This is a genomic window from Enterobacter hormaechei subsp. xiangfangensis (assembly GCF_001729785.1).
GTDB classification, from domain to species: Bacteria; Pseudomonadota; Gammaproteobacteria; order Enterobacterales; family Enterobacteriaceae; genus Enterobacter; species Enterobacter hormaechei_C.
Window position 1 is genome coordinate 1,441,489 of record NZ_CP017183.1, and the last position, 24,157, is coordinate 1,465,645.

22 protein-coding genes are annotated in these 24,157 nt (G+C 55.3%); 13 read left to right on the forward strand and 9 right to left on the reverse strand.

Features of this window, described 5'->3' with window-relative positions; translation table 11 throughout:
• Positions 1 to 113: 113 nt before the first annotated feature.
• Positions 114 to 1,025 carry a 23S rRNA (adenine(1618)-N(6))-methyltransferase RlmF gene (rlmF, locus tag BFV63_RS06815; RefSeq protein WP_023315680.1) on the forward strand — a complete coding sequence of 304 codons (912 nt, stop codon included), beginning with the start codon at positions 114 to 116 and terminating at the stop codon, positions 1,023 to 1,025.
• Positions 1,026 to 1,068: 43 nt separating this feature from the next.
• Here rlmF and ybiO read toward each other — a convergent pair whose 3' ends face one another.
• The 6 genes from ybiO to rhtA all read right to left on the reverse strand — a co-directional run bounded on the left by ybiO (position 1,069) and on the right by rhtA (position 7,667).
• On the reverse strand, positions 1,069 to 3,279 hold the full coding sequence (gene ybiO / locus BFV63_RS06820; RefSeq protein WP_023315681.1) for a mechanosensitive channel protein: 2,211 nt from the start codon (positions 3,277 to 3,279) through the stop codon (positions 1,069 to 1,071).
• Between the two features lie 120 nt (positions 3,280 to 3,399).
• A complete protein-coding gene (glnQ, locus tag BFV63_RS06825; RefSeq protein ID WP_048241107.1) occupies positions 3,400 to 4,122 on the reverse strand; it encodes a glutamine ABC transporter ATP-binding protein GlnQ in 723 nt (240 codons plus the stop codon).
• The gene (glnP, locus tag BFV63_RS06830; RefSeq protein ID WP_003858462.1) at positions 4,119 to 4,778 is read right to left on the reverse strand and encodes a glutamine ABC transporter permease GlnP; all 660 of its coding nucleotides are present in this window, start codon (positions 4,776 to 4,778) and stop codon (positions 4,119 to 4,121) included. The genes glnQ and glnP overlap by 4 nt, the downstream gene beginning before the upstream one ends.
• A 94-nt stretch (positions 4,779 to 4,872) precedes the next feature.
• Positions 4,873 to 5,616, reverse strand: coding sequence for a glutamine ABC transporter substrate-binding protein GlnH (gene glnH, locus BFV63_RS06835; RefSeq protein WP_003858455.1), 744 nt, complete (start codon positions 5,614 to 5,616; stop codon positions 4,873 to 4,875).
• 361 nt (positions 5,617 to 5,977) lie between these two features.
• Positions 5,978 to 6,481 carry a DNA starvation/stationary phase protection protein Dps gene (gene dps, locus BFV63_RS06840; protein WP_000100801.1) on the reverse strand — a complete coding sequence of 168 codons (504 nt, stop codon included), beginning with the start codon at positions 6,479 to 6,481 and terminating at the stop codon, positions 5,978 to 5,980.
• A 298-nt stretch (positions 6,482 to 6,779) separates the two neighbouring features.
• The gene (gene rhtA, locus BFV63_RS06845; RefSeq protein WP_022650655.1) at positions 6,780 to 7,667 is read right to left on the reverse strand and encodes a threonine/homoserine exporter RhtA; all 888 of its coding nucleotides are present in this window, start codon (positions 7,665 to 7,667) and stop codon (positions 6,780 to 6,782) included.
• 354 nt (positions 7,668 to 8,021) lie between these two features.
• On the opposite strand from rhtA, the gene ompX reads away from it, so the two are divergent.
• Entirely contained in the window at positions 8,022 to 8,540 is a 519-nt protein-coding gene (gene ompX / locus BFV63_RS06850) for an outer membrane protein OmpX (RefSeq protein ID WP_003858450.1), read from the forward strand.
• A 115-nt stretch (positions 8,541 to 8,655) separates the two neighbouring features.
• On the opposite strand, the gene BFV63_RS06855 is transcribed toward ompX, so the two are convergent.
• Together BFV63_RS06855 and mntS are read right to left on the reverse strand one after the other, a co-directional pair.
• Complete coding sequence (locus BFV63_RS06855) at positions 8,656 to 10,239, reverse strand: phosphoethanolamine transferase (RefSeq protein WP_032608903.1); 1,584 nt, start codon at positions 10,237 to 10,239, stop codon at positions 8,656 to 8,658.
• A gap of 269 nt (positions 10,240 to 10,508) precedes the next feature.
• Positions 10,509 to 10,637: a manganase accumulation protein MntS gene (gene mntS, locus BFV63_RS06860; protein WP_017384915.1), complete on the reverse strand. Its 129-nt coding sequence runs from the start codon at positions 10,635 to 10,637 to the stop codon at positions 10,509 to 10,511.
• 183 nt (positions 10,638 to 10,820) lie between these two features.
• Between mntS and mntR the strand changes: the two genes are divergently transcribed.
• The 10 genes from mntR to BFV63_RS06910 all read left to right on the forward strand — a co-directional run bounded on the left by mntR (position 10,821) and on the right by BFV63_RS06910 (position 21,358).
• Positions 10,821 to 11,294 carry a manganese-binding transcriptional regulator MntR gene (gene mntR / locus BFV63_RS06865; RefSeq protein WP_022650657.1) on the forward strand — a complete coding sequence of 158 codons (474 nt, stop codon included), beginning with the start codon at positions 10,821 to 10,823 and terminating at the stop codon, positions 11,292 to 11,294.
• Complete coding sequence (locus tag BFV63_RS06870; protein WP_023315683.1) at positions 11,291 to 12,400, forward strand: anion transporter; 1,110 nt, start codon at positions 11,291 to 11,293, stop codon at positions 12,398 to 12,400. Before mntR ends, BFV63_RS06870 begins: the two co-directional genes overlap by 4 nt.
• Before the next feature lie 101 nt (positions 12,401 to 12,501).
• On the forward strand, positions 12,502 to 13,596 hold the full coding sequence (locus tag BFV63_RS06875) for an HlyD family secretion protein (protein ID WP_023324361.1): 1,095 nt from the start codon (positions 12,502 to 12,504) through the stop codon (positions 13,594 to 13,596).
• The gene (locus tag BFV63_RS06880) at positions 13,593 to 15,164 is read left to right on the forward strand and encodes a DHA2 family efflux MFS transporter permease subunit (RefSeq protein WP_015571056.1); all 1,572 of its coding nucleotides are present in this window, start codon (positions 13,593 to 13,595) and stop codon (positions 15,162 to 15,164) included. Before BFV63_RS06875 ends, BFV63_RS06880 begins: the two co-directional genes overlap by 4 nt.
• A complete protein-coding gene (locus BFV63_RS06885; RefSeq protein WP_045343620.1) occupies positions 15,164 to 16,687 on the forward strand; it encodes an efflux transporter outer membrane subunit in 1,524 nt (507 codons plus the stop codon). Before BFV63_RS06880 ends, BFV63_RS06885 begins: the two co-directional genes overlap by 1 nt.
• Positions 16,688 to 16,851: 164 nt before the next feature.
• The gene (locus BFV63_RS06890) at positions 16,852 to 17,220 is read left to right on the forward strand and encodes a hypothetical protein (protein ID WP_069597470.1); all 369 of its coding nucleotides are present in this window, start codon (positions 16,852 to 16,854) and stop codon (positions 17,218 to 17,220) included.
• Positions 17,220 to 17,726, forward strand: coding sequence for a YqhG/Tai3 family protein (locus BFV63_RS06895; protein WP_045336966.1), 507 nt, complete (start codon positions 17,220 to 17,222; stop codon positions 17,724 to 17,726). Before BFV63_RS06890 ends, BFV63_RS06895 begins: the two co-directional genes overlap by 1 nt.
• Before the next feature lie 150 nt (positions 17,727 to 17,876).
• Positions 17,877 to 19,253 carry a glycoside hydrolase family 1 protein gene (locus BFV63_RS06900; protein ID WP_048241102.1) on the forward strand — a complete coding sequence of 459 codons (1,377 nt, stop codon included), beginning with the start codon at positions 17,877 to 17,879 and terminating at the stop codon, positions 19,251 to 19,253.
• A 51-nt stretch (positions 19,254 to 19,304) separates the two neighbouring features.
• Positions 19,305 to 20,627, forward strand: a complete 1,323-nt coding sequence (locus tag BFV63_RS06905; protein ID WP_045331560.1) for a PTS sugar transporter subunit IIC — start codon at positions 19,305 to 19,307, stop codon at positions 20,625 to 20,627.
• 14 nt (positions 20,628 to 20,641) lie between these two features.
• Entirely contained in the window at positions 20,642 to 21,358 is a 717-nt protein-coding gene (locus tag BFV63_RS06910; protein WP_015571043.1) for a GntR family transcriptional regulator, read from the forward strand.
• 41 nt (positions 21,359 to 21,399) lie between these two features.
• On the opposite strand, the gene ldtB is transcribed toward BFV63_RS06910, so the two are convergent.
• Positions 21,400 to 22,320: a L,D-transpeptidase gene (gene ldtB, locus BFV63_RS06915; protein WP_003858435.1), complete on the reverse strand. Its 921-nt coding sequence runs from the start codon at positions 22,318 to 22,320 to the stop codon at positions 21,400 to 21,402.
• A 222-nt stretch (positions 22,321 to 22,542) separates the two neighbouring features.
• Here ldtB and BFV63_RS06920 point away from each other — a divergent pair, with 222 nt between their 5' ends.
• On the forward strand, positions 22,543 to 24,138 hold the full coding sequence (locus BFV63_RS06920) for an ABC-F family ATPase (RefSeq protein ID WP_003858434.1): 1,596 nt from the start codon (positions 22,543 to 22,545) through the stop codon (positions 24,136 to 24,138).
• Positions 24,139 to 24,157: the final 19 nt, after the last annotated feature.

The window sequence follows — 24,157 nt, forward strand, 5'->3', positions numbered from 1 at the left end:
AGATCATAGACATACAGGTCGCTGATTTTTGTCGTTTTTTTGTGCGTCTCAGACAGTTATTTACCCCCGCGCCGTCACAGGGTATCTTACGCGGCTGTTTAAAGGAGAATGCCATGACTTCCCAAAAGCCGGGATTGCACCCGCGTAACCGCCACCGTAGCCGCTACGACATGAAAGCCCTGTGCCTGAGCTGCCCCGAATTGCAGGATTTTATTGTTCAGACACCAGCCGGTGAACCGTCGGTAAACTTTGCCGATCCGCTGGCGGTTAAGACGCTGAACAAAGCGCTGCTGGCCCATTTTTATGGCGTTACGCACTGGGACATCCCGGATGGCTTTCTCTGCCCACCGGTGCCAGGACGTGCGGATTACGTCCATCATCTTGCCGATCTGCTGGCGGATGACAATGGCGGCGTGGTGCCAAAACAGGCCACCGTGCTTGATATCGGTACGGGCGCGAACCTGATCTACCCCCTGATAGGCGCACATGAATATCAGTGGCGGTTTACCGGTAGCGAGATCGGTGCCGAGGCCTTCGCCAGCGCGCAGGCCATTATCAACGCTAACCCGGGGTTAAGCCGGGCCGTTCGTCTGCGTCGTCAGAAGGATGCCGCTGCTATTTTCAACGGCATTATTCATAAGAACGAACAATATGATGCCACCCTGTGCAACCCGCCATTCCACGACTCCGCCGCCTCCGCTCGTGCGGGAAGTGAACGCAAGCGGCGTAACCTGGGCCAGGCTGAAGATGGCGCGCTGAACTTTGGCGGCCAGCAGCAGGAGCTGTGGTGCGAGGGCGGGGAAGTGGCATTTATTCTGCGCATGATTGCCGAGAGTAAGGGCTTCGGTCGTCAGGTGAAATGGTTTACCACGCTGGTCTCCCGTGGCGATAACCTGCCGCCGCTTTACCGCGCGCTGACCGACGTCGGCGCGGTGAAAGTGGTTAAAAAAGAGATGGCGCAGGGCCAGAAGCAGAGCCGCTTTATTGCCTGGTCCTTTATGGACGATAACAAACGCCGCAAATAATCGTTTCTCGGGCCGGGTAAGGCGAAGCCGCCACCCGGCTCGTTTACAGCGTCGGCTCCTGCGGAGGGAGCGGCGAAGCGGGCGGCGACAATACCTGATACGTCTGCACCGGCGCTCTCACGTTCGCCAGATCGAAGTGTTTTTTCACCATGCTGTCGAGGGCGAAGCGCACCGTCCACTGCTTCAGCGGCTGGGTGGTGAACGACACGCGCAGGGTAAAGGCAGTGTTCGTCAGCCCGACGATGCCCGCGAACGATGGTTCACCAATCACCAGCCCGCGAATATCCTCCATCTCCATCAGTTCGTTCACCGCATCCCGCAGCGCCTGCTTCGCCTTATCTGCATCTTCGTGACGATCGACATCATAATTCGCCACCACCGAACCAATGCCGCGCACAAAGTTGGCAAAGGTGGTGATCGATGACCACGGAATAATGTGGTACGCGCCGGTATCCTGACGCACGCCGACGGAGCGAATGGACATCCTCTCGACCGTGCCGGTGAGCGGACCGATGGTCACCAGATCCCCGGTATTCATCCCGTTCTCAAACTGGATAAAAATGCCGGTGATAATATCCTTCACCAGCGTCTGAGAACCGAAGGAGATCGCCAGCCCCAGCGCACCGGCACCCGCCAGCAGCGGGGCGATATTCACGCCGATTTCCGACAGCACAATCATGATGGTGATGGTACTGATGATCACCGCCAGCGCGTTGCGGCACAGGGTTAGCAGCGTGCGGGCGCGGGCGCTCGGTAGCGGCCTGCCGTGGACATCCGACACCAGACGGTTTTCGATAAGGCTTGCCAGCAGCGTCCAGCCGACGGCGGAGAAAAACAGGATCAGCGCGATACGAATAAGAATATCAACGGTCTTTTCCCCCGCGCCGTTATGCAGCCAGTTCCAGAAATCAAACAGCCCCCACGCGTTCAGCAGCAGCATAATTGCCACGCAGACCGTCAGAATACGCGCCACCTTCAGGGATACGGTCATCCAGCCATTCACCCGCTTTTGCAGTTCCGGGTAGTTACGCTGAACCTGCGGCGACAGGGTGATCGTTTTCGACAGCCAGCGGGAAAGCAGGCCAGAGACAAAGGCCGCAATGCCGATAATCGCCAGGCTTTTGAACGTCGCCCCCATCATAAATTTCAGGCTATTGCCCGGGTCGAACAGGGAGAAGAAACAGAGCACAATAAAATAGGCGCTGGCCAGCCAGTGCCACACCAGCGCAAAGGCGCGAATAAAGAGGCTGAAAAAGGAGAGGGAGCGATCGGCCAGGTGCAGCAGGCTGTCGGTGATCGCTTTTTTATTGTGGAAGATGAGGTACAGCGCCCAGACGGTAATGCACAGCATGATCAGCACGTTCGCCAGCGCCCCGAACTGCACGTTAACCTGGTTGGAAATAATCGGCACGGCAACCAACAAGCCATAACCGATCAACCCGCTCAGCACGCTAAGCCGCACCGCCCAGTATTTGGCGCTCTGATCCGAAATGGCGAAGGGGCGAAGGTCCGGCACGCGTGGGCAGAAGATCAACCGCAGGAGGGCTTTAAAGAACTCAATCAGGGCAAACGCATTGAGGAACAGTCCCTGCTGAAACGCGATGGTTTTGTTTCCGGTATTAAGGCGGTCAGCCAGCAGCTGACCGACAAACAGCGTCAGGGCCAGCAGCAGCAAATCGATGACAAACGCCCCGGTAATCATTGCCGGAAGATGCAGCCAGCTGCTTTTATGCTGATTCTTTTTGCGTCCCCACTGTCCCATTTTCCGGTAAAGCGGCCAGACAGACAGGCGCAACAGCCAGTAAAAAATGAAGACGGCACCAGCCAGAATAGCAAACTGGGTGGCGGCGGCGGAAAAGGTGTGAGGATTAAAAGGCTTATGTGAGGTGCCAACCAGGTTGCGATAGAGCTGGGCAAAACGCGACGACAGGGCTTCCCCGTAGCGGCGACTGATGTCGGTGACGTTTTCCAGCACCGTTTTTTCTTCTTCGGCTTCCGGCGGCGCAATAGCAGGAACCGGATCTTGAGGCGGCGTGGCGGCCACCTTCCTCAGCTGATCGATCAGCTCCTGCCGGGACGTGTCGTTCTCAAGCACGTCGGCAAGCGCGCTGTAGGCAGCTTTTTTCTTTTCAGCATCCGGTTCTGGCGGCGCATTTTGCTGGGTGGCGGTGGCTCCGGTGGTGACGCCGGGAAGGGTTACGGCGAGCGACGGCGCGCTAAACAGGCTAAACAGGAGTAACAGGATCCACGGCACGGCGTCCTCCGACAAAAATATCGTGCAAAATGATAAGTATAGAGCGCGCGGAGCGGAGGGGAGTTTTTGGGAACAATCCGGCATAAAAAAGCCGGGCATGCCCGGCTCTGTGTGTGGTTATCAGGAGACGTGTTGCAGGAACTCCTGAAGGCGCTGGCTTGGTGGGTTCGCAATCAGCGTCTGCGGATTACCGTCTTCCGCGATGCGGCCCTTATCAATGAAGATCAGACGGGACGCCACTTTTTCGGCAAAGCCGATTTCGTGGGTAACGATGACCATCGTCATGCCTTCTTCCGCCAGATCCTGCATAACTTTCAGCACTTCGTGACGCAGCTCCGGGTCGAGTGCCGACGTTGGCTCATCGAACAGCATCATCTTTGGCTTCACCGCCAGCGCACGGGCAATGGCCACGCGCTGCTGCTGGCCGCCGGACAGCTCGGAAGGATAGTGGTGGGCACGCTCCGCCAGACCAACCTTCGCCAGCAGATCTTTTGCCAGCGCTTCCGCTGCCGCTTTGCTGGCCCCGCGCACGCGCAGAGGACCAAACATCACGTTTTCCAGCGCCGTGAGGTGCGGGAACAGGTAGAACTGCTGGAACACCATGCCCGCTTCCTGGCGGATCATGCGCTCGTCCACTTTCGGATCGTTAACCTTCAGACCATCAACGATCAAATCGCCGCTGGTGATCTCCTCAAGCTTGTTAATGCAGCGCAGCAGGGTGGATTTTCCGGAACCCGACGGCCCGATGATCACCACCACTTCGCCCTGCCTGATGTTCAAATCGATATTGTGCAACACCTGGGTTGGGCCAAAGTGCTTGGAAACGTTTTTAAATTCAATCACAGGATTTTCATCCTTCTTTCAAGACGACGCAGAACAAAGCTCAGGACAAGCGTGATAATCAGGTAGACAACGGCGACCGCACTCCAGATTTCCAGGGCGCGGAAGTTACCCGCGATGATCTCCTGGCCCTGACGGGTCAGCTCGGCCACGCCGATAACAATAAACAGCGAGGTGTCTTTGATGCTGATGATCCACTGGTTACCCAGCGGCGGCAGCATGCGGCGCAGCGCCAGCGGCAGAATAACGTGGCGGATCGTTTCGCGACGGGAAAGACCTAACGCCAGGCCAGCTTCACTGAACCCTTTATGAATCGACAGCACCGCACCGCGGGTAATTTCCGCAATGTAGGCGCCGGAGTTGATCATGATGGTGACAACGGCTGCGCTGAACGGGTCAATGCGCAGGTCGGTGAAGGCCATCGGCAGGGCGAAGTAGATAAACATGACCTGCACCACAATGGGTGTGCCGCGGATCACTTCGATGAAAACCAGTGCGATGTGGTTTGCAATCCAGCCGCCGTAGGTACGAGCGAAACCGGCGACAAGACCGATAATCAACCCGCCAACCAGACCGAGGACCGAAATCCACAGGGTCATTTTAGCGCCTTCAAGCAAGAGTGGAATGGCAGGCCAGATGGCGCTCCAGTCAAACTGCATGATGTATTCCTGTATACCGTGGTGAAAAACGAAAAAACGTAGGCCCGGTAAGCTTAAGCGCCACCGGGCGTTACAAACCTGAAGTCAGGTGAAATTATTTAGGCTCGGTACCGAACCATTTTTTGTAGATTTCGTTATAGGTGCCGTTCTCTTTCAGGGTTTTCAGCGCGCCGTTAACTTTGTTACGCAGGTCGTCGCTGCCTTTCGGGAATGCAATACCGTACTGCTGAGCTTCCAGAGAATCACCTACCGCTTTGAACTTGCCGTTACCGGCAGTTTTGATGAAGTAAAGGATGTTAGGCGTATCGTGCAGCACCGCATCCGCGCGGTTGGTGCCCAGTTCCATATACGCGTTGTCGATGTTCGGGAACTGACGCAGGTCTTTGGTTTTGATGTTGGCTTTCGCGTAATCCACGGAGCCGGTACCGCTCTTCACGGCAACCACTTTACCGTCAAGATCTTTCACGCTTTTCACATCGTTGTTATCCGCTTTCACCATCACCAGCAGGCCGCTTTTGTAGTAGCCGTCAGAGAAATCGATGGCCTTTTTACGCTCTTCGGTAATGGTGATGCCTGCCAGCGCCAGGTCAACGTTTTTGGTTTGCAGTGCCGGGATAATGCCGCTGAAGTCCATTGGCTTCAGGGTGTAATCCAGTTTGAGTTCTTTTGCGACAGCGGCCCACAGATCCACGTCAAAACCAACGTATTTATCACCCTGTTTAAATTCAAACGGTACGAACGCCGTGTCCGTCGCCACAACCAGTTTGTCGGCAGCCTGCGAGGACACCGCAAACGCCAGGGTAAGTGCAGCCAGTGAAACTTTTAATACAGACTTCATAGCATTTCCTTTTATATCCACGGGGCGATCCCCTGCGAGAACCTCAGGCACAATGAAAAAATCATGCCAGTTTTACAAGCTGTTGTTTTGCAAAGGGGATGATGTCACGCATTGCACGAAAAGCGTGGCAATCCTGCCAGGTTGCACCAGAATGGAGCACCGTTTTGGTGCGCTTCGTTAAGGTCTTCTGACAGGGGGATATTTAGCGCAGAATCTGACGAAAAAACAATCTTCCGTTAACGGTTGTGTGAGGTGATTATTACATTTTATTCACTTTTGCGGCCGTTGCGGGCAAAAGTGCGCACCATAAATGTGCAAAACCCCCGCCAGGGGCGAGGGTTATTCGGAAAATCCGCAGGGATTATTCGATGTTGGACTCAATGAACCACAGGAACTGATCCAGGTCGCGTGATGCGGCAGTGAAGATATCAGCAGTATCTTCATCTTTGGCTTCGCCAATCGCTTTACGAACATCATTCGCCACAATCGCGTAGCGGTCCGCCAGCTCTTTCAGGTGATCCTGAACGGTATGGATATCCAGCGGATAGCTTTTCAATGGCGTTTTGCTGTTGATCACCTGTGTGGTACCCAGTGCCACGCCACCCAGCTGTACGGCACGTTCGGCCATGGTATCCAGGTGAGTCACCAGTGCTGTGCGGAAGCCATCCAGCATTTCATGAACGGCAATAAAGTTTGCACCGCGCATATTCCAGTGAGCCTGTTTGGTGATCAGCGAAAGATCGATGAACTGGACCACCTGGCGATTCAGCAGCTCAATGGTCGCTTTTTTATCGCTATCCGATACATCGTTACGGGTATAAAGCAGATTAGACGCTTTCGTTTTCACCAGTTTAGCGGTACTCATAATCTCATATCCTCTTGATGTTTGTGTCCCAGGTAATTACGGGACTAAGTATAGCACCGGATTTTTTCTCTGCGGTTTGGCTCTGCCTATTGGTTTAATAGTGAAAGTAAGATTGTATTATCAACTGATTGAAAAATAAGTAGTTTATTAAAGTTGATACAGATCAATCTTAATTCATTCTTCGGGAAGCCGGGCAGGTGAAATATTTTGGCAATACAAGATAGTTTGTAAGAAATTATTTGAAGTACTGACGAGGCGTATATTCTGCATGGCGGGTTAGCCATGCAGAATTTAAGGCCTAGTTGAGATCGATTTTTTGCACTTTAGGTTCCGGGCGCATGGTCAGGGTGGAGCCCATTGACGCCGCGATAATGGAACAGAGCGCCAGCGTTTGTACCAGGGTCAGGGTTTCACCGAGGAAAATCATTCCTGAGATGGCGGCCAGCGCGGGCTCCATGCTCATGAGCGTACCAAAAATGCGTGTGGGCAGGCGCGTCAGGGCGATCATCTCCAGAGAGTAGGGCAGGGCCGTAGAGAGAATGGCAACCGCCAGACCAACCGGCAGGATTGACCACTGCCATATTGAGTCTGTCGCTTGTGCCATTCCGATTGGGACAAAGATTACGGCGGCAATTAGTGAGCCTAAGGCGACCGTCGCGGGGCCGTGCTCTTCGCCCGCACGCTGGCCAGTGAGAATATACACCGCCCAGCATGCCCCCGCGCCCAGCGCCAGAGCTGCCCCTGTCAAATCGATTTGTGAAACGCTTTGCCCGAGCGGCAGCAGGAACCATAGCCCCAGCACGGCCAGTATGACCCAGATAAAATCTACCGGACGACGAGAAGAGAAGAGGGCAACCGCCAGCGGGCCGGTAAATTCAAGCGCGACCGCGATCCCCAGCGGGATAGTCTGAATAGAGAGATAGAACATGTAGTTCATCCCTCCCAGTGCCAGCCCATAAAAAAGCAAAGGCAGTCGCTGCTCCTTTTTAAACCGTAGCCGCCAGGGTTTAAAGATAACCACGAGGATCAGGGTGCCTAATGCGATACGCAGCGCCGTGACGCCGGGCGCACCAACCAGCGGAAACAGCGATTTTGCCAGCGACGCGCCGCTTTGTATGGACATCATCGCGATAAGTATAACTGCCACCGGCATCCAGACCGACGATTTACGGGGTAAACCTGGCATCCTTTCTCCTGTCAATTTTTGTCAAAAGAGGTAAAAGTCGCAGTGTAATGGAAATAAGCTGCGACGGTTGAGCTACTGTTGAAAAAAATCCAGGGAAAATCCGTAAAATGAGGAAAGGTTGATGCTTTTATCGCCTGAAAGATTAGGAATAATCTGGATGAACTTTCTGGCGATGACGCGCACTATTAGCGTTTGAAGGTGAAAATCTGGAGTTATTTTAACAAGATAGCTGGTGCTGGAAATGTTCTGTTACAGGAAAGGTCGCATTAGACATCGTGAATGACAAAGAGTTTCACAGATTTTTTTGATATATTTAAAACTTACGGACTTACTTGAAGCACATTTGAGGTGGTTATGAAAAAAATTGCATGTCTTTCAGCACTGGCAGCTGTTCTGGCTGTTTCCGCAGGTACCGCTGTAGCGGCAACTTCTACTGTAACTGGTGGTTACGCTCAGAGCGATATGCAGGGCGTGATGAACAAAACCAACGGTTTCAACCTGAAGTACCGTTACGAGCAAGACAACAACCCGCTGGGTGTGATCGGTTCTTTCACTTACACCGAGAAAGATCGTACTGAAAATGGCTCTTACAATAAAGGTCAGTACTACGGCATCACCGCGGGTCCTGCTTACCGCCTGAATGACTGGGCAAGCATCTACGGTGTTGTAGGTGTTGGCTACGGTAAATTCCAGCAGACCGAAAACCAGGGTCTGAACCGTACTGCAAGCAACAGCGACTATGGTTTCTCCTATGGCGCAGGTATGCAGTTCAACCCAATCGAAAACGTTGCTCTGGACTTCTCCTATGAGCAGAGCCGTATCCGCAACGTTGACGTTGGCACCTGGATCGCGGGCGTAGGTTACCGCTTCTAATCACTTCGGTGAGCCAGTAAAAAATCCGCCCTTTGAGGCGGATTTTTTTGTTTGTACCCTCTCCCCGTGGGAGAGGGCCAGGGTGAGGGCATTAGCCCGCACGAAACGGCAGAAATTACTTACTCTTAATATCGAAAATATCCGTCCCAAGATGGTTATAGTCGACTTTCTGTAACTTAAAGTTGGTAATGTAAACTGGCGGGCCCTTCTTCCCGGAGATAAACGGGTAATCATTTTTTATCTCTTTCGCCTTAATCCCCGTCCATTGTGAGAAGAATTTCAGGAAATCGTTCGCGGAACGGCGCGCTTTTATAATGCGATGCGTTTTGTCATCACTCGACAGCACCATAAACGGTACCTGGAAGTTCTGCTGGAACTTGTCATCGTGGGCCAGATACTGCACCTCTTTACCGCGCTCCTTAAACGCCAGGCCGTGGTCAGAGAAATAGACCATCGAGAAGCTGTCGCCGCTGTTGCGCAACTGCCCGTACAGCTTGCTGAGGAGATCGTCGGTTTGCGTCATGGTGTAGAGGTAGCAGGACGTCTCTTTGGATTGCACAAACTCCGCATATTTTCCCCCGGTACGATCGCATGCCTGCGGGTGTGACCCCATCAGGTGCAGGACAATCAGCTGCGGCTGGGTGCGCTGAGTAGCAAAGACCTGCGCCGTCATTTTTAGCAACGCTTCATCTTTTGTGTTTTTATCGGCTTCGAAATCACCGCTTTTCAGGAACTGTACCTCGTCGGCACGCTTCGCGATGCTGGCGATGGCGGTATCATATTCGCCGATCTGTCCCTGGTTAGAGAACCACCATGTCTGAAAACCTGCCCGGTTGGCCAGGGTGACAAAATTATCCTGAAACTGCGGTTTTCCATCCACCACGCGGTTGAGCGTCAGACCGAGTGATTTCTGCGTCGAGCCGCTGGCCGCCACGTAGTCGGTAAACAGCGTACCGTTAACGGCGCTGGCAAACGGCGTGTTATCCCAGTGACCGCCAAACGCGCCGAGCGCATCGCGACGCGCGCTTTCTCCGATCACCACCACGTAGGTGTGATACTTCGGTTTCACCGCCAGCACGTTCCAGGTGTCTTTCATGGTGGAAAGCTCGGCCATACGTGCCTGCTCGTCGAGCACTTCCTCGTTATTCACCACCACGTCTTTGACGAAGCGAAACACCGGATACCCGGTATCTTTAAGCTTAAACACGCCGCCCCAGGCCAGATTTTGTACCGGCGCAACAAAAAACGTCACCACGCTAAAGGCCAGACACAGGCTTTCAATTTTACCCCATGCCTTTTTCCCGACGGGCTTACGGCGAACCGCAATCACGCCGAGGGCAAAAATGAAAAGGCCAACCACGTAGTTGTACCACGGAAAGATCGTCAGGATCTCTGTGGACTCTTCCATATTGGTGGAGTGGAGCGCCAGCAGGGTATTAAAGTTTGGCGCGCCATAGGCCTGGCCAAACGGGAAATAGGCGGCAGCAACCAGAGAACAGATCCCGATAAGCACCTTCTGCATGCGCGGTGCGCTTCGCCAGAGAAGGTGAAGAATACAGGTGAACCCGACGGCATAAAGCAGGCTAAAGGGGTAGCCAAGAGCAAAGTTAATCAACAGCGATTGCAAAAAATAGAATCCCGTCCACGGGCTTAAGCCCCGGCTGCGGGTAACAAGTGTATCAATCAGGGTTACGTTCATAGATCACTATCACGAAAACGCCATGTGCTCACCCTGGCGTCAAGGGTCAAAGCCTGCCGGACAGTGCGTGGAAAGGGAATGAGAGGTCCGCTTCAGCGAGCCGCAAATTGTGCAGGGCTGCAAGAAGATAGTGCGAGCGTGAATTAAGGTCAACAGTTGCTAAACAGATGTTTTGCGAAGGGGGCTGCAAATACGCAAAAATAATCGGGAACAGGCCAGCTTACAGCGAAAGTGTGACAGGAAAATGAAGCGGCGTACCGCGACGCCGCTTAGTGGGAAGAGTTGTCGTCCTGCTGGGGTTTGGCGTTAAACATATCGCACAGCATGTTCAACAGCATCAGGCGCACTTTAAAAGGAGAGTGGGTAAACACGTTCATACACCTCTTGAATTCATTCATAAGACCTCCTGATTCATGATCCCTTCGATCCGTGAAGGGTGACTGCATTACATACAGATATAGCACAGGCTATATTGTATAGCTATGGCTAATTCGTTAATTTTTTGTGCTTGTAGAGCTATGGTTTACAATGTGCGCTCCGTTACAGGGCGCTGGAAGCGTCAACCCCATTGAGGAAGCACAATGAACCGTCGCGCAGGTAAGCCAACAACAAAAAAAACGACGCAACTGGTGAACGTTGAAGAGCATGTGGAAGGCTTCCGCCAGGTGCGCGAGGCGCATCGCCGGGAGCTGATTGATGATTATGTCGAACTGATCTCTGATCTGATTCGTGAGGTTGGAGAAGCGCGCCAGGTGGATATGGCCGCACGCCTTGGGGTGTCGCAGCCAACCGTTGCCAAAATGTTAAAACGTCTGGCGTCGGTCGGGCTGATCGAGATGATCCCCTGGCGCGGGGTGTTTCTCACCGCTGAAGGCGAAAAACTGGCGCAGGAGAGCCGCGAGCGCCATCAGATCGTCGAGAATTTTTTACTGGTACTGGGCGTCAGCCCGGAAATTGCCCGTCGGGATGCCGAAGGTATGGAACACCACGTTAGCGAAGAGACGCTGGTGAAGTTCCGCGAATTTACGCTCAAATACGGTCCCTCCGCTGAATGAACATCCCCGGCTTGCAGGCCCTGAAACGCGATCGCTTTTTCCATCTTTTACTTATCACTGGCGTTGGGCTCAGCGTCTTTGTGCCCTTCACGCCGCACACCTGGCCGGCGGCCATAGACTGGCGCACCATAATTACCCTGAGCGGTTTGATGATGCTCACCAAAGGCGTGGAGCTGAGCGGCTATTTTGACGTGCTGGGGCGCAAAATGGTGCGCCGCTTCGCCACCGAGCGCAAGCTGGCCCTGTTCATGGTCTTTTCGGCGGCGCTGCTGTCGACGTTTCTCACTAATGACGTGGCGTTGTTTATCGTGGTGCCGCTTACGCTCACGCTGCGTAAGCTGTGCGAAATACCGGTTACCCGTCTGATTATCTTTGAAGCGCTGGCCGTCAATGCGGGCTCGCTGCTCACGCCGATCGGTAACCCGCAGAACATTCTGCTGTGGGGACGCTCCGGCCTGTCGTTTACCGCATTTACCGGGCAGATGGCGCCGTTGGCGCTGGCGATCGTGGCGTCGCTGCTGGCGGTGGGCTGGTTTGCTTTCCCGAATAAATCGTTGCAGTACCACAGCGGTACAACCGGGCCCCAGTGGCAGCCGCGTCTCGTCTGGAGCTGCCTGGGGCTGTATATCGTTTTTCTTATCGCGCTGGAGTTAAACCAGGCGCTGGCTGGCGCGCTGCTGGTGGCGTGTGGCTTCCTGTTCCTCGCCCGGCGGGTGCTGGTGAGCGTTGACTGGACGCTGCTGCTGGTGTTTATGGCGATGTTTATTGACGTCCATCTGCTGATCCAGCTCCCGGTATTGCAGAACGTTCTCCATAGCGTTGGCGGTCTGTCGCAGCCGGGATTATGGCTGACGGCGATTGGTCTCTCGCAGGTGATCAGTAACGTGCCGTCCACCATTTTGCTGCTTAACTATGTTCCCCCTACGGTACTGCTGGCGTGGGCGGTCAACGTCGGCGGCTTTGGGCTGCTGCCCGGCTCGCTGGCTAACCTCATCGCCCTGCGGATGGCCAACGATCGCCGCATCTGGTGGCGCTTCCATTTATGGTCAATCCCGATGCTGCTCTGGTCAGCGGCGGTCGGTTTCGGACTATTCCTTCTCATATAGTGCGCAATTTGTCAGTTTTTCCTGGCAAATGTATAGCAACGTCCTAGCTTTAGTGAACGGCATAGTGTGATGCCGCTCACTGACAGGACCGTTGCTGAACTATGGCAGAAGATCAAAACCCACCTGCTGACGAGCAGGATCAAAACAATAACGAGCGCAAGCGCCCGGGGAAAAAACCGTTAATTATCCTTGGTATCGTGGTCATCGTGATGGTGATTGTGGCGCTGGTCTGGTGGTTTTTAACCCGTAACGAAGAGACCACCGACGACGCCTTCACCGACGGCGACGTAGTGACCATTGCCCCAAAAACGGCAGGCTACGTCACAGAACTTCGCGTACGGGATAACCAGCGCGTGAAGAAAGGGGATGTGCTGGTGGTGATCGATCCGCGTGATACCACCGCCCAGCGCGATCAGGCTCAGGCCCAGCTTGGGCTGGCGCTGGCGCAGCTGCATCAGGCCCAGGCGCAGCTGGCGCTCTCGAAGGTGCAATATCCCGCCCAGCGTGATGAAGCCAAAGCCCAGGTACTTAAAGCCCAGGCGGATATGGCCAACGCGCAGGCGGAGTACCGCCGTCAGCGCGGCGTTGACCCGCGCGCGACCACGCAACAAAGTATCGATGCCGCGAACGCTCAGCTGCGCAGCGCGCAGGCGGGGCTGGCCAGCGCCCAGGCGCAGCTGGAGGTGGCGGAGCAGGTCCAGCTGCAAATCCGCCAGCAGGAGACCAACGTCGAAGCCCGCGAACGCCAGGTCGATCAGGCCAGAGCGCAGCTGGAAACCGCCAACCTGAACCTCTCTTATACCGAAGTCCGCGCCCCGTTCGACGGTTTCGTCACTAAACGCAACGTCCAGCCCGGTACGCTGGTGCAGGCCGGCACGGCGCTGTTCTCGCTGGTTTCCCCGAACGTGTGGGTGGTGGCGAATTTCAAGGAGTCGCAGCTTGAGCGCATGAAGCCGGGCGACAAAGTGACCGTGTCCGTCGATGCCTGGCCGGATATGGAGCTGGAAGGCCATATCGACAGCATCCAGCAGGGCAGCGGCTCGCGCTTCTCCGCCTTCCCGTCGGAAAACGCCACCGGTAACTTTGTGAAGATCGTTCAGCGCGTACCGGTGAAAATCGTGATTGATAAAGGGCTGGATCCGAACAAGCCGCTGCCGCTGGGGCTGTCGGTTGAACCGAAGGTCACCGTGGAATGACGGATCACAGCCACGATAACTGGAAGCCCGCCAGTAACCCGTGGGCGGTGGCGATTGTGGTCACCCTGGCGGTGTTTATGGAAATTCTGGACACCACCATCGTCAACGTGGCGCTGCCCCACGTCGCGGGGTCGCTCTCGGCCAGCTATGACGAATCCACCTGGGTGCTCACCAGCTACCTGGTGGCGAACGGCATCGTGCTGCCGATTTCGGCCTTTCTCAGCCGCCTGTTTGGCCGCAAACAGTTCTTCCTGATCTGCATTGTGATGTTCACCATCTGCTCGTTCCTGTGCGGTATCGCCACCGAGCTATGGCAAATCATCCTGTTCCGCGTGATGCAGGGGTTCTTTGGCGGCGGGTTGCAGCCTACCCAGCAGTCGGTGCTACTCGACTACTTTAAGCCGGAGGACAGGGGCAAAGCCTTTGGCCTTTCATCCATTGCCATTATCGTCGCGCCGGTACTCGGCCCCACGCTGGGGGGCTGGATCACCGATAACTACTCCTGGCGCTGGGTGTTCTTTATCAATATCCCGGTAGGGATTGTGACGGTGCTGGCCATCTATCAGCTGCTGGAAGATCCGCCGTGGGAGAAAAAGTCGGAAGAGAAGCTCACCGTCGACTGGACGGGGATCGGCCTGATCGCCCTCGGTCTTGGCTGTTTGCAGGTGATGCTCGACCGGGGCGAAGATGATGACTGGTTTTATTCGAACTTTATCCGCACCTTCGCAGTACTGACGCTGGTCGGTATTATCGGCGCGATCTACTGGCTGATGTATGCCAGAAAGCCGGTGGTGGATCTGCACTGTATGAAGGACCGCAACTTTGCGATCTCCAGCCTGCTGATGGCGGGGATGGCGATGATCCTGTACGGCAGTTCGGTGGTTATTCCTCAGCTGGCGCAGCAGGATTTGGGCTATACCGCCACCTGGTCCGGGCTGGTGCTCTCGCCCGGCGCGGTGCTGATTGTGCTGACCATCCCGCTGGTGCTGAAGCTAATGCCGGTGGTGCAGACGCGCTGGATCATCGCCTTCGGCTTTACCTGCCTGGCGGTGTCGTTCTTCTGGTCCCGCACGCTGACGCCGGATATCGATTTCGAAACGCTGGTGCTGTTCCGCAGCGCCCAGTCGATTGGACTGGGGTTCCTGTTTGTGCCTCTGACCACCATCGCCTTTATCTCGATCCCGAGGCGGCTTAACGCCGACGCGGCGGCGCTGTTTACCATGTTCCGCAACGTGGCCGGCTCGATTGGGATTTCGCTCTCGACGGCGGCGATCACCGAGCGCTCGCAGGCGCACAGCGCGCATCTGGCCTACCACGCTTCGCCGTTTAATGAGCAGTTCCAGCTGGCGATACGCGAAAGCGCCCAGGCGATCCAGAACTTCACCACTCAGGTGGGCGATCCGACCGGCATTGCCACCGGGCGGATGTACCAGACGATGATCGAGCAGTCGCGCTTTCTGGCCTACATCGACGTCTTCACCATTCTGAGCGCGGTGGCCTTATTACTGATTCCGTTTTGTTTGTTGCTCTCGCCGGTTAAGAGCGAGGGGAGTGCAGGAGCACACTGATGATACACAGACGTTTACACCCCCTGATGATAATGATGCTGCTGGTGGGTTGCGCCGTCGGGCCGGACTACCAACAGCCTGCACCGCTCGCCACCACGCACTGGAACGATAAGGGCGACAGCGCGGTGAAATCGCAAACTTCCTCCGCCGCCACTAACCCGCGCTGGTGGAAAACCTTCGGCTCGCCGCAGCTCGACAGCCTGATTGAACGCGCCATCGCCGGAAATCTGACGCTACAGCAAACCGTATTACGCATTGCCGGGGCGCGCGAACAGATTAACCAGGCCGGCGGGGCGTTTTTCCCGTCGGTGAATGGCAATGTGCAGGCGACGCGCCAGCAGCTTGGGCTGGAAGGGGAGCTAAAATCCCACGGTGTGTACGACCAGTTGAATAATGTCGATCCTGAACTGCGGGGCGCGTTAGGCCCGCTGACGCAGCCGATTAACCTCTATCAGGGCAGCTTCGACGCCCAGTGGGAAATCGACCTGTGGGGCAAGGTGCGCCGTCAGGTAGAAGCGGCCGAGGCGCAGCAGCGGGCAGCGATCGAGCAGCGTAACGATGCGCTGGTCTCGCTGGAAGCCGAAGTGGCGCGGGCGTGGCTACAGCTGCGTGGAGCGCAGAGCATCATTGCCACGCTTAATACGCAAATTGAAAGCGCACAGCAGACGCTGGATCTGACCGAAAGCCGCCAGCGGGGCGGGCTGTCGCCGCAGATGGACGTGGAGAACGCCCGGGCGCAGCTGGGCAATCTTGAAGCTCAGTTGCCGCAGTATCAGGCGCAGGAACGCCAGGCGATGAACGGGCTGGCGATCCTCCTTGGCAAACCGCCGGGGGCGCTGGATGCCGAACTGCAATCCGTGCAGCCGATGCCTGCCTTGCCGGATATTGTGCAGACCGGTATTCCGTCCACCCTGGCGCGCCGTCGCCCGGACGTGCGCGAAGCGGAGGCGAATCTCCATGCCGCCACGGCGCAGATTGGCGTCTCGGTGGCAGAGCTGTTCCCGAGCTTTACCCTCTCCGGGCAGTTTGGCTTGCGCAACAGCGAATCCAACTGGCTAACCGACTGGAGCAGCCACTTCTACAGCTTTGGCCCGCAGGTTTCCATACCGATTTTCCAGGGCGGTCGGCTGGTCTCCAGCGTTAAGGTGGCGCGCGCGCAGCAGGGGGCGGCGGTGCTGGACTATCGTCAGACGGTGCTGACGGCGCTCGGCGACGTTGAAAACGCGCTGGTGAGCTATCGCACCGACCAGCAGCGTGAAGCGGGCCTGGCGAAAACCATCGACGCGCTGCAAAACGCCTTTGATCTCGCCAGCGACAGCTACCGGCAGGGGATCGCCAGCTTTATTGATGTGCTGGACGCCCAGCGTCAGCTCGCTCAGGCCGAACAGCAGCGGGCGCAGGCGCAGGTGCAGAGCGCGCTTGATCTGGTGGCGCTCTACAAAGCCCTCGGCGGCGGCTGGGAGCCATATCAGCAGGTGCGGCTGCCAGACTACAGCGTCTTTGGCGACGCCCCGCGCGGATAATCTTTTAACAGCGATGACTCTGGCCGGATCCGCGCAGCGAATCCGGCCTTTTTATTGGGCGCGAAAGTAATATTTTGGCCGGACAAATTTAAGCATTATTTAACCAACATCAGGTTAATGACTGGCACAATAATTCCGTTCTTACTTACTTAAGGGAACTAAGAATGAGTTGGAATAAAGATGTTGCTGTTTCGTATCTCCGTTCACACGCGCTGAGGCACTCTTATAGTGAATGTGCTAAGTTTACCCGTCTGGCGATTCTGGCTGGAAGTGTTAAGGTGCCTAATACAGATTATGCAAAAGATTATGGGGCGGAATTATTACGTGCTGGATTCCGTGAGCTGCCGCCCGGTTCGACTTTAATAGCTGGCGATGTGGCTGTGATACAGCCATATCCCGGAGGAAACGGCATAGGTCACATGACTATGTATGACGGCACGCAGTGGATTTCTGATTTTGTTCAAAAAAGCATGTATCCGGGGCCTTGGTACCGCAAAATGCAACCATCATTTAAAATTTACAGGATGCATTGATGAAAAGGATATTTTTATCAGTCGCTATGTTGCTGGTGGGATGTAGTTCTGCTGCCAGTCAAGATCAGAGTGCGAAAGATACTACCGAATCATTTTATAAATCCTATCTTTGTGCATTCGGCAGTAATGAAGCCAGGCCCTATCCTGCCGACGAACTGCGTAAATATGTTTCTGCTGATACTATTGCTCGCATTGGTGCTATTAAGGAAATCCCGGAACAAGAATTAATAGAGTCTGACTATTTTACGTATACCCAGGATTACGCCCGCGAATGGATACCTGCGTTACGGGTGGAAAACGCAAGGCCATTTTTAAACGGGGAAGTAGTCCAGGTGATGGAAGGGGCAGGTGGCGGGAGGAGCATTCACCTTGAAGTATTTCTTCGTCGTGAAGATGATGCATGGAAAATCTACCGCGTTCGTGACTTAACGAACAATCACGAGCATCCCATATTCAATGCCGGAGCAATTGCCCAGGCAAAAATTGCAGCCGAAAGCGGGCTTTAAACGTTAAACAGGAACTTAGCCTCGGCAACTGCCGGGGCTTTTTATTTCCATCAACCTCACAAAAAACGATCCACACCTTTGATCGATATTTCATCTTCGCCTATATGACTAGTCATGAAATTTAAATGACTAGTCATAAAGGGAGCAACCATGAACAAATCACTGCCAGCCAACTTTTTATGGGGCAACTCGGTATCCAGCATGCAGACGGAAGGGGCCTGGAATGAGGGCGGAAAGGGGATGTCGGTCTACGACATCCGCGAGGCGGGAGAAAACATCTCCGACTGGAAAGTTGCCACGGATTCCTACCACCGGTACCGGGAAGATTTCGACCTGATGCAGGATCTGGGCATGAACTGCTACCGCTTCCAGATCTCCTGGAGCCGCATCTGCCCGCAGGGTGACGGCGAGTTCAACGACGAGGGCATCGCCTTTTACGACCGCTTTATTGACGATTTGCTCGCCCGCGGTATCGAGCCGATGGTCTGTCTCTACCACTTCGATATGCCGCTGGCGCTGGCGCAGGAGTACAACGGCTTCAACGATCGCCGCGTGGTGGACGCCTTTATCCGCTACGGCAAAAAGATGATCGACTGCTTCGGTGACCGGGTGAAGTACTGGCTGACCTTCAACGAGCAGAACATTTTCCATATGCCGGAAGCTTTTCGCATTTCCGGTTACATGAAAGGTGAGCAAACCCTGCGCGAGCTGTATGAGCTTCAGCACCATGCGATGGTGGCGCACATGACTCTGACCGAATACCTGCACCAGACTAAGCCGGGCAAGCTGATGGGCGGCATGCTGGCGCACCAGCTGATTTATCCGGCCACCTGCAAACCGCGCGATATCTTCTGCGCCCAGCAGTACGACGAATTCCTCAACCAGAACCTGCTGCGCGTCTTCGCGGGCCAGGGCTACAGCCCGGCGGTAATGGCGGTGGTGGAGCAGGAGGGCTTCGGCGATATCTACCGCGCAGACGATCTCGCGCTGTTTGCGCGCACGAAGAACGACTTTATGGCCTTCAGCTACTACGCCAGCAAAACGCTGGACAGCGATGCCATCCCGGAAGGCACGCCGGTTAACTATTACCTGCTGCACGGCGAGAAAAACAATCCGTACCTGAAGGCCACCGAGTGGAACTGGCAGATCGATCCGCTGGGCTTTCGCACCATCATCACCCGCTACGCCAACGACTGGCGGATGCCGGTATTCCCGATTGAGAACGGTATTGGGGTGATTGAGTCCTGGGATGGCGTGAATCCGATTGAGGACACCTACCGCATCGACTACCACCGGGCGCACATCGAGGCGATGAAAGCGGCAATATTCGAGGATGGGGCAGAGGTGATGGGCTATCTCGGCTGGGGGTTGATTGACATTCTCAGCTCGCAGGGTGACATGCGCAAGCGCTACGGCGTGGTCTACGTCAACCGTGAAAATCACGACCTGAAAGACCTGAAGCGCGTGCCGAAGAAGAGCTACGCGTGGTTAAAACAGGTTATCCATACCAACGGACGCGAGATGTAAGCCGTACGCTGCCGGGCCGTTTTTGTGACTGATTAATGGGAACACTCCGCTATGTCTGAAACAAAAATAACACCGCACATGCAGTCTTTTGTCGATAAATTTGTAGAGTTCTCGGCGCGCCTGGCAAACCAGGTGCATCTTCGCTCCCTGCGCGATGCCTTCGCCACGGTAATGCCGATTTTCATCCTTGCCGGTCTGGCGGTGCTGGTGAATAACGTGGTGTTCCCGTGGATTTTTGCGGGCGACACGCTTACGCAGTTTAAGGTGTGGGGCGAGGCGATTATCAACGGCACGCTGAACATCGCCGCGCTGCTGCTGGCCCCGATGATCGCCTGGTCGCTGGCGCGTAACAAAGATTTCGACAATCCGGTCTCGGCAGTGGTTATCGCCGTCAGCAGTTTCATTATCATGATGCCGATGCGCTTACAGATTACCCCCGTCGGCAGCGACGCCACGGTAAACGTCACCCAGGTGCTGACGTTCGCCAACATTGGCTCCACCGGGATTTTCGCCGGGGTGCTGATTGGGCTGCTCTCAACCGAGCTGTTTATCGCCATTTCACGGCTCAGAGCACTGCACATTTCGCTCGGGGAGAACGTACCGCCAGCGGTGAGCAAATCCTTTACTGCGCTGATCCCGACGATCCTCACGCTCTCCCTGTTTGCGGTGCTGGCGGCCATACTGGCAAACGTTCTGCACACGGACCTGATCCATCTCATTACGACCTTTATCCAGCAGCCGCTGCGGCTGATCAACACCAGCCTGCCGGGGACGATTTTCATCTACAGCTTCGGTAACTTTCTGTTCACCCTCGGTATTCATCAGTCAGTCGTTAACAGCGTGGTGCTGGAGCCGTTCCTGCTGATCAACACCAACGAGAACATGCTGGCCTTCGCCAACGGTCAGCCGATCCCGCATATCATCAACAACATCTTCGTGCCGACGTTTGGCATGGTGGGCGGCACGGGCAGCACCATCTCGCTGCTGATCGCCATCTTTATCTTCTCCCGACAAAAGTCGGCGAAGCAGGTGGCGCGTCTGTCGCTGGCGCCGGGTCTGTTTAACATCAACGAGCCGGTGATTTTCGGCCTGCCGATCGTGTTTAACCTGCCGCTGATGATCCCGTTTGTGCTGCTGCCCGCCATCGGCATTTACTTCGCCTGGCTCTGTACCACGCTGGGATTAATGTCGCGCTGCGTGGTGATGATCCCGTGGACCACGCCGCCAATTCTCAGCGCCTGGCTGGCGACGGCGGGGGACTGGCGCGCGGTGGTGGTGCAGTTGGCAATCATCGTATTTGGTGTATTCTTCTACCTGCCTTTCCTCAAAGTTGCCGAGCGAGTGGCTTTAAAAAACAGCGGGACAGAACACTAATTTAAGGAAGAACGATGGCGGCGAAGTACATCACCATAGCGCGGGAAATTAAGAAACGCATTATCACCCAGCAGTACGCCGCCAATGAACCGCTGCCGGACCAGTTCGCGCTGGCGGCGGAGTTCAGCACCAGCCGGATGACCATTCAGCAGGCGATGCGTCAGCTGATTGTCGAAGGGCTGGTCTATACCCGACAGGGGCAGGGCACGTTCATCCGCAAAAATTTCCTCCAGCTTTCCCAGTGGGATCTCTCCGGCAGCGACTACTTCGGGGCGACCAAAACCTGGGAACATTTAGGCACGGTGACGAGCCAGGTTGTGCACTTCGAACTGCGTTTCCCGAACGAGAAAGAGCAGGCATCGCTGATGATAAATCCGGATACGCCGATCTATGACTTTATCCGTCTGCGTTTACTAAACGGTGAGCCGATGTCTCTGGACGCCACGGTAATGCCGCTCAATCTGGTCCCCGGTCTGAACAAAACCCATCTTGAAAGTTCGGTATTCCGGTATGTGCAGGAGACGCTGGGGCTGAAGATCATGGGATCGTATCGGGTGGTGCGGGCGCTGAAGCCCAGTGCGCTGGATATGCAGCACCTTGTCTGCGAGCCAACCGACCCGGTGCTGGAGGTAGAGCAGGTGATCTATCTGGAAGATGGTACGCCGCTGGAGTACGCCCATTGTCACTATCGCTATGACCATGGCGGCATCGTTATCGTGAATAACGGATAAAAAAAAGCGGACTTCAAGGTCCGCTTTTTTAATTATCACGATTAGTTTAAACGCACCGGCATACCGGAACGGTTCTGAATCGCCTGGTCAACGATGGTCGTGTCAACATCCGCCTGAGAGGTAACGGACTGCACCGCGCTGGTCAGCTTAATCGGTACGATTTCGTTGTTGTTGATCTGATCTTCGCTGGTGGACAGCGGGTTATGCACTTCAATGTAACGGCTGCCGTCCGGCTCTGACGTCGCTTTCACCGGTTCGTTAATGAACTGCACGCGCGTACCAACCGGCACGTTATCGAACAGGAATTTGATGTCTTCATTACGCAGACGCACGCAGCCGTGGCTTACGCGCAGGCCGATACCGAAGTTGGCGTTTGTACCGTGGATGGCATACAGACGACCAATGTACAGCGCGTACAGACCCATCGGGTTATCCGGGCCGGCAGGCACAACGGCTGGCAGCGGTTCACCGGCAGCAATGTACTCAGCGTGCATTTTGGCGGTCGGCGTCCAGGTTGGGCCCGCTTTCTTACGCTCCACTTTGGTGGTCCAGTTCAGCGGGGTGTCTTTACCCAGCTGACCGATACCGATAGGCAGAACGATCACGGTGTTGGTGCCTTTCGGGTAGTAATACAGACGCATTTCGGCGCTGTTAATCACGATACCTTCGTGCACGGTATCCGGCAGGATCAGCTGCTGTGGAATGTTGAGTACGGTACCCGCTTTCGGCAGATACGGGTCAACGCCCGGGTTCGCTTCCAGCATGTTAGACAGGCCGAGCTGATACTGCGCCGCGAAGTATTCCAGCGGCTGAGTGTTACCTTCCGGCACCGTCACCACCTGGTTTTCACCCACCAGACGGCTTCCGTCTGTCGGCAGGGGATACGTCACCGCAGACGCGGTCTTACAAAAACCTACTACGGCTAACGCCGCCGCAAAAAGCGTTGTTAATTTCATGTTCATGTTATGCGAGGTATCTAAGCCATTCTGGCGATGAGTTGATAAGTCTGAATCAGTAATGGGAGCGCATTATATGTGCATTCCCGTTAACTGGGAATTCAGATGTGTACGAAATCACATTTTTTTCGATTTTGTTAAAGTTTAGTGGATTACTGCAACACGGGATCTCAATTCGGAATTGTGGCATAATGCCGCGTTTATCACACTTTTCGCAGGAATCTCTCCGTGTTAGTTACCAGCAACGTCACTATGCAGTTTGGCAGTAAGCCGCTGTTCGAAAATATTTCCGTCAAATTTGGCGGCGGCAACCGTTACGGCCTGATTGGTGCCAACGGTAGCGGAAAATCCACCTTTATGAAGATCCTCGGCGGTGACCTGGAGCCAACGCTCGGTAACGTGTCGCTCGACCCTAACGAGCGCATCGGTAAGCTGCGTCAGGATCAGTTCGCCTTCGAAGAGTTCACCGTGCTCGACACCGTGATCATGGGGCATGCGGAGCTGTGGGAAGTGAAGCAGGAGCGCGATCGTATATACGGTCTCGCTGAGATGAGCGAAGAAGACGGTTACAAAGTGGCCGACCTGGAAACGCAATACGGCGAAATGGACGGCTACTCTGCGGAAGCGCGTGCGGGCGAACTGCTGCTGGGCGTCGGCATTCCTGTTGAACAGCATTATGGTCCGATGAGCGAAGTTGCGCCAGGCTGGAAGCTACGTGTGCTGCTGGCGCAGGCGCTGTTCTCTAACCCGGACATCCTGCTGCTCGACGAACCGACCAACAACCTGGACATCGACACCATCCGCTGGCTGGAGCAGACGCTGAACGATCGCGACAGCACCATGATCATCATTTCGCACGACCGTCATTTCCTGAACATGGTGTGTACCCACATGGCGGATCTGGACTACGGCGAGCTGCGCGTTTATCCGGGCAACTACGATGAGTACATGACGGCGGCAACCCAGGCACGTGAACGTCTGCTGGCCGACAACGCCAAGAAGAAAGCGCAGATTGCGGACCTGCAATCCTTCGTCAGCCGCTTCAGCGCCAACGCCTCTAAGTCGCGTCAGGCGACCTCGCGTGCGCGTCAGATCGACAAAATCAAGCTGGAAGAGGTTAAAGCCTCCAGCCGTCAGAACCCGTTCATCCGCTTCGAGCAGGACAAGAAGCTGTTCCGTAACGCGCTGGAAGTGGAAGCCCTCACCAAAGGCTTCGATGAAGGCCCGCTGTTCAAAAACTTCAACCTGCTGCTGGAAGTGGGCGAGAAGATTGCCATCCTCGGCGCCAACGGCGTGGGTAAATCCACTATGCTGAAAACCCTGGTGGGTGAACTGCAACCGGACAACGGAACCGTGAAATGGTCTGAAAACGCGCAGATTGGTTACTACGCGCAGGACCATGAATATGAATTCGAAAACGATCTGACTGTCTTCGACTGGATGAGCCAGTGGAAGCAGGAAGGCGACGATGAGCAGGCGGTACGCAGCATTCTGGGGCGTCTGCTGTTCAGCCAGGACGACATCAAAAAGCCCGCCAAAGTGCTCTCCGGTGGTGAAAAGGGCCGTATGTTGTTCGGCAAGCTGATGATGGAAAAACCGAATATTCTGGTGATGGACGAACCGACTAACCACCTGGATATGGAATCGATCGAATCCCTGAACATGGCGCTGGAGATGTATCAGGGCACCCTGATCTTCGTCTCTCACGACCGTGAGTTCGTCAGCTCGCTGGCGACCCGCGTGATCGAAATTACGCCAGAGCGCGTGGTGGACTTCACCGGTAACTACGAAGATTACCTGCGCAGTAAAGGTATCGAGAGTTAAAAAATAGCCGGGTGGCGGC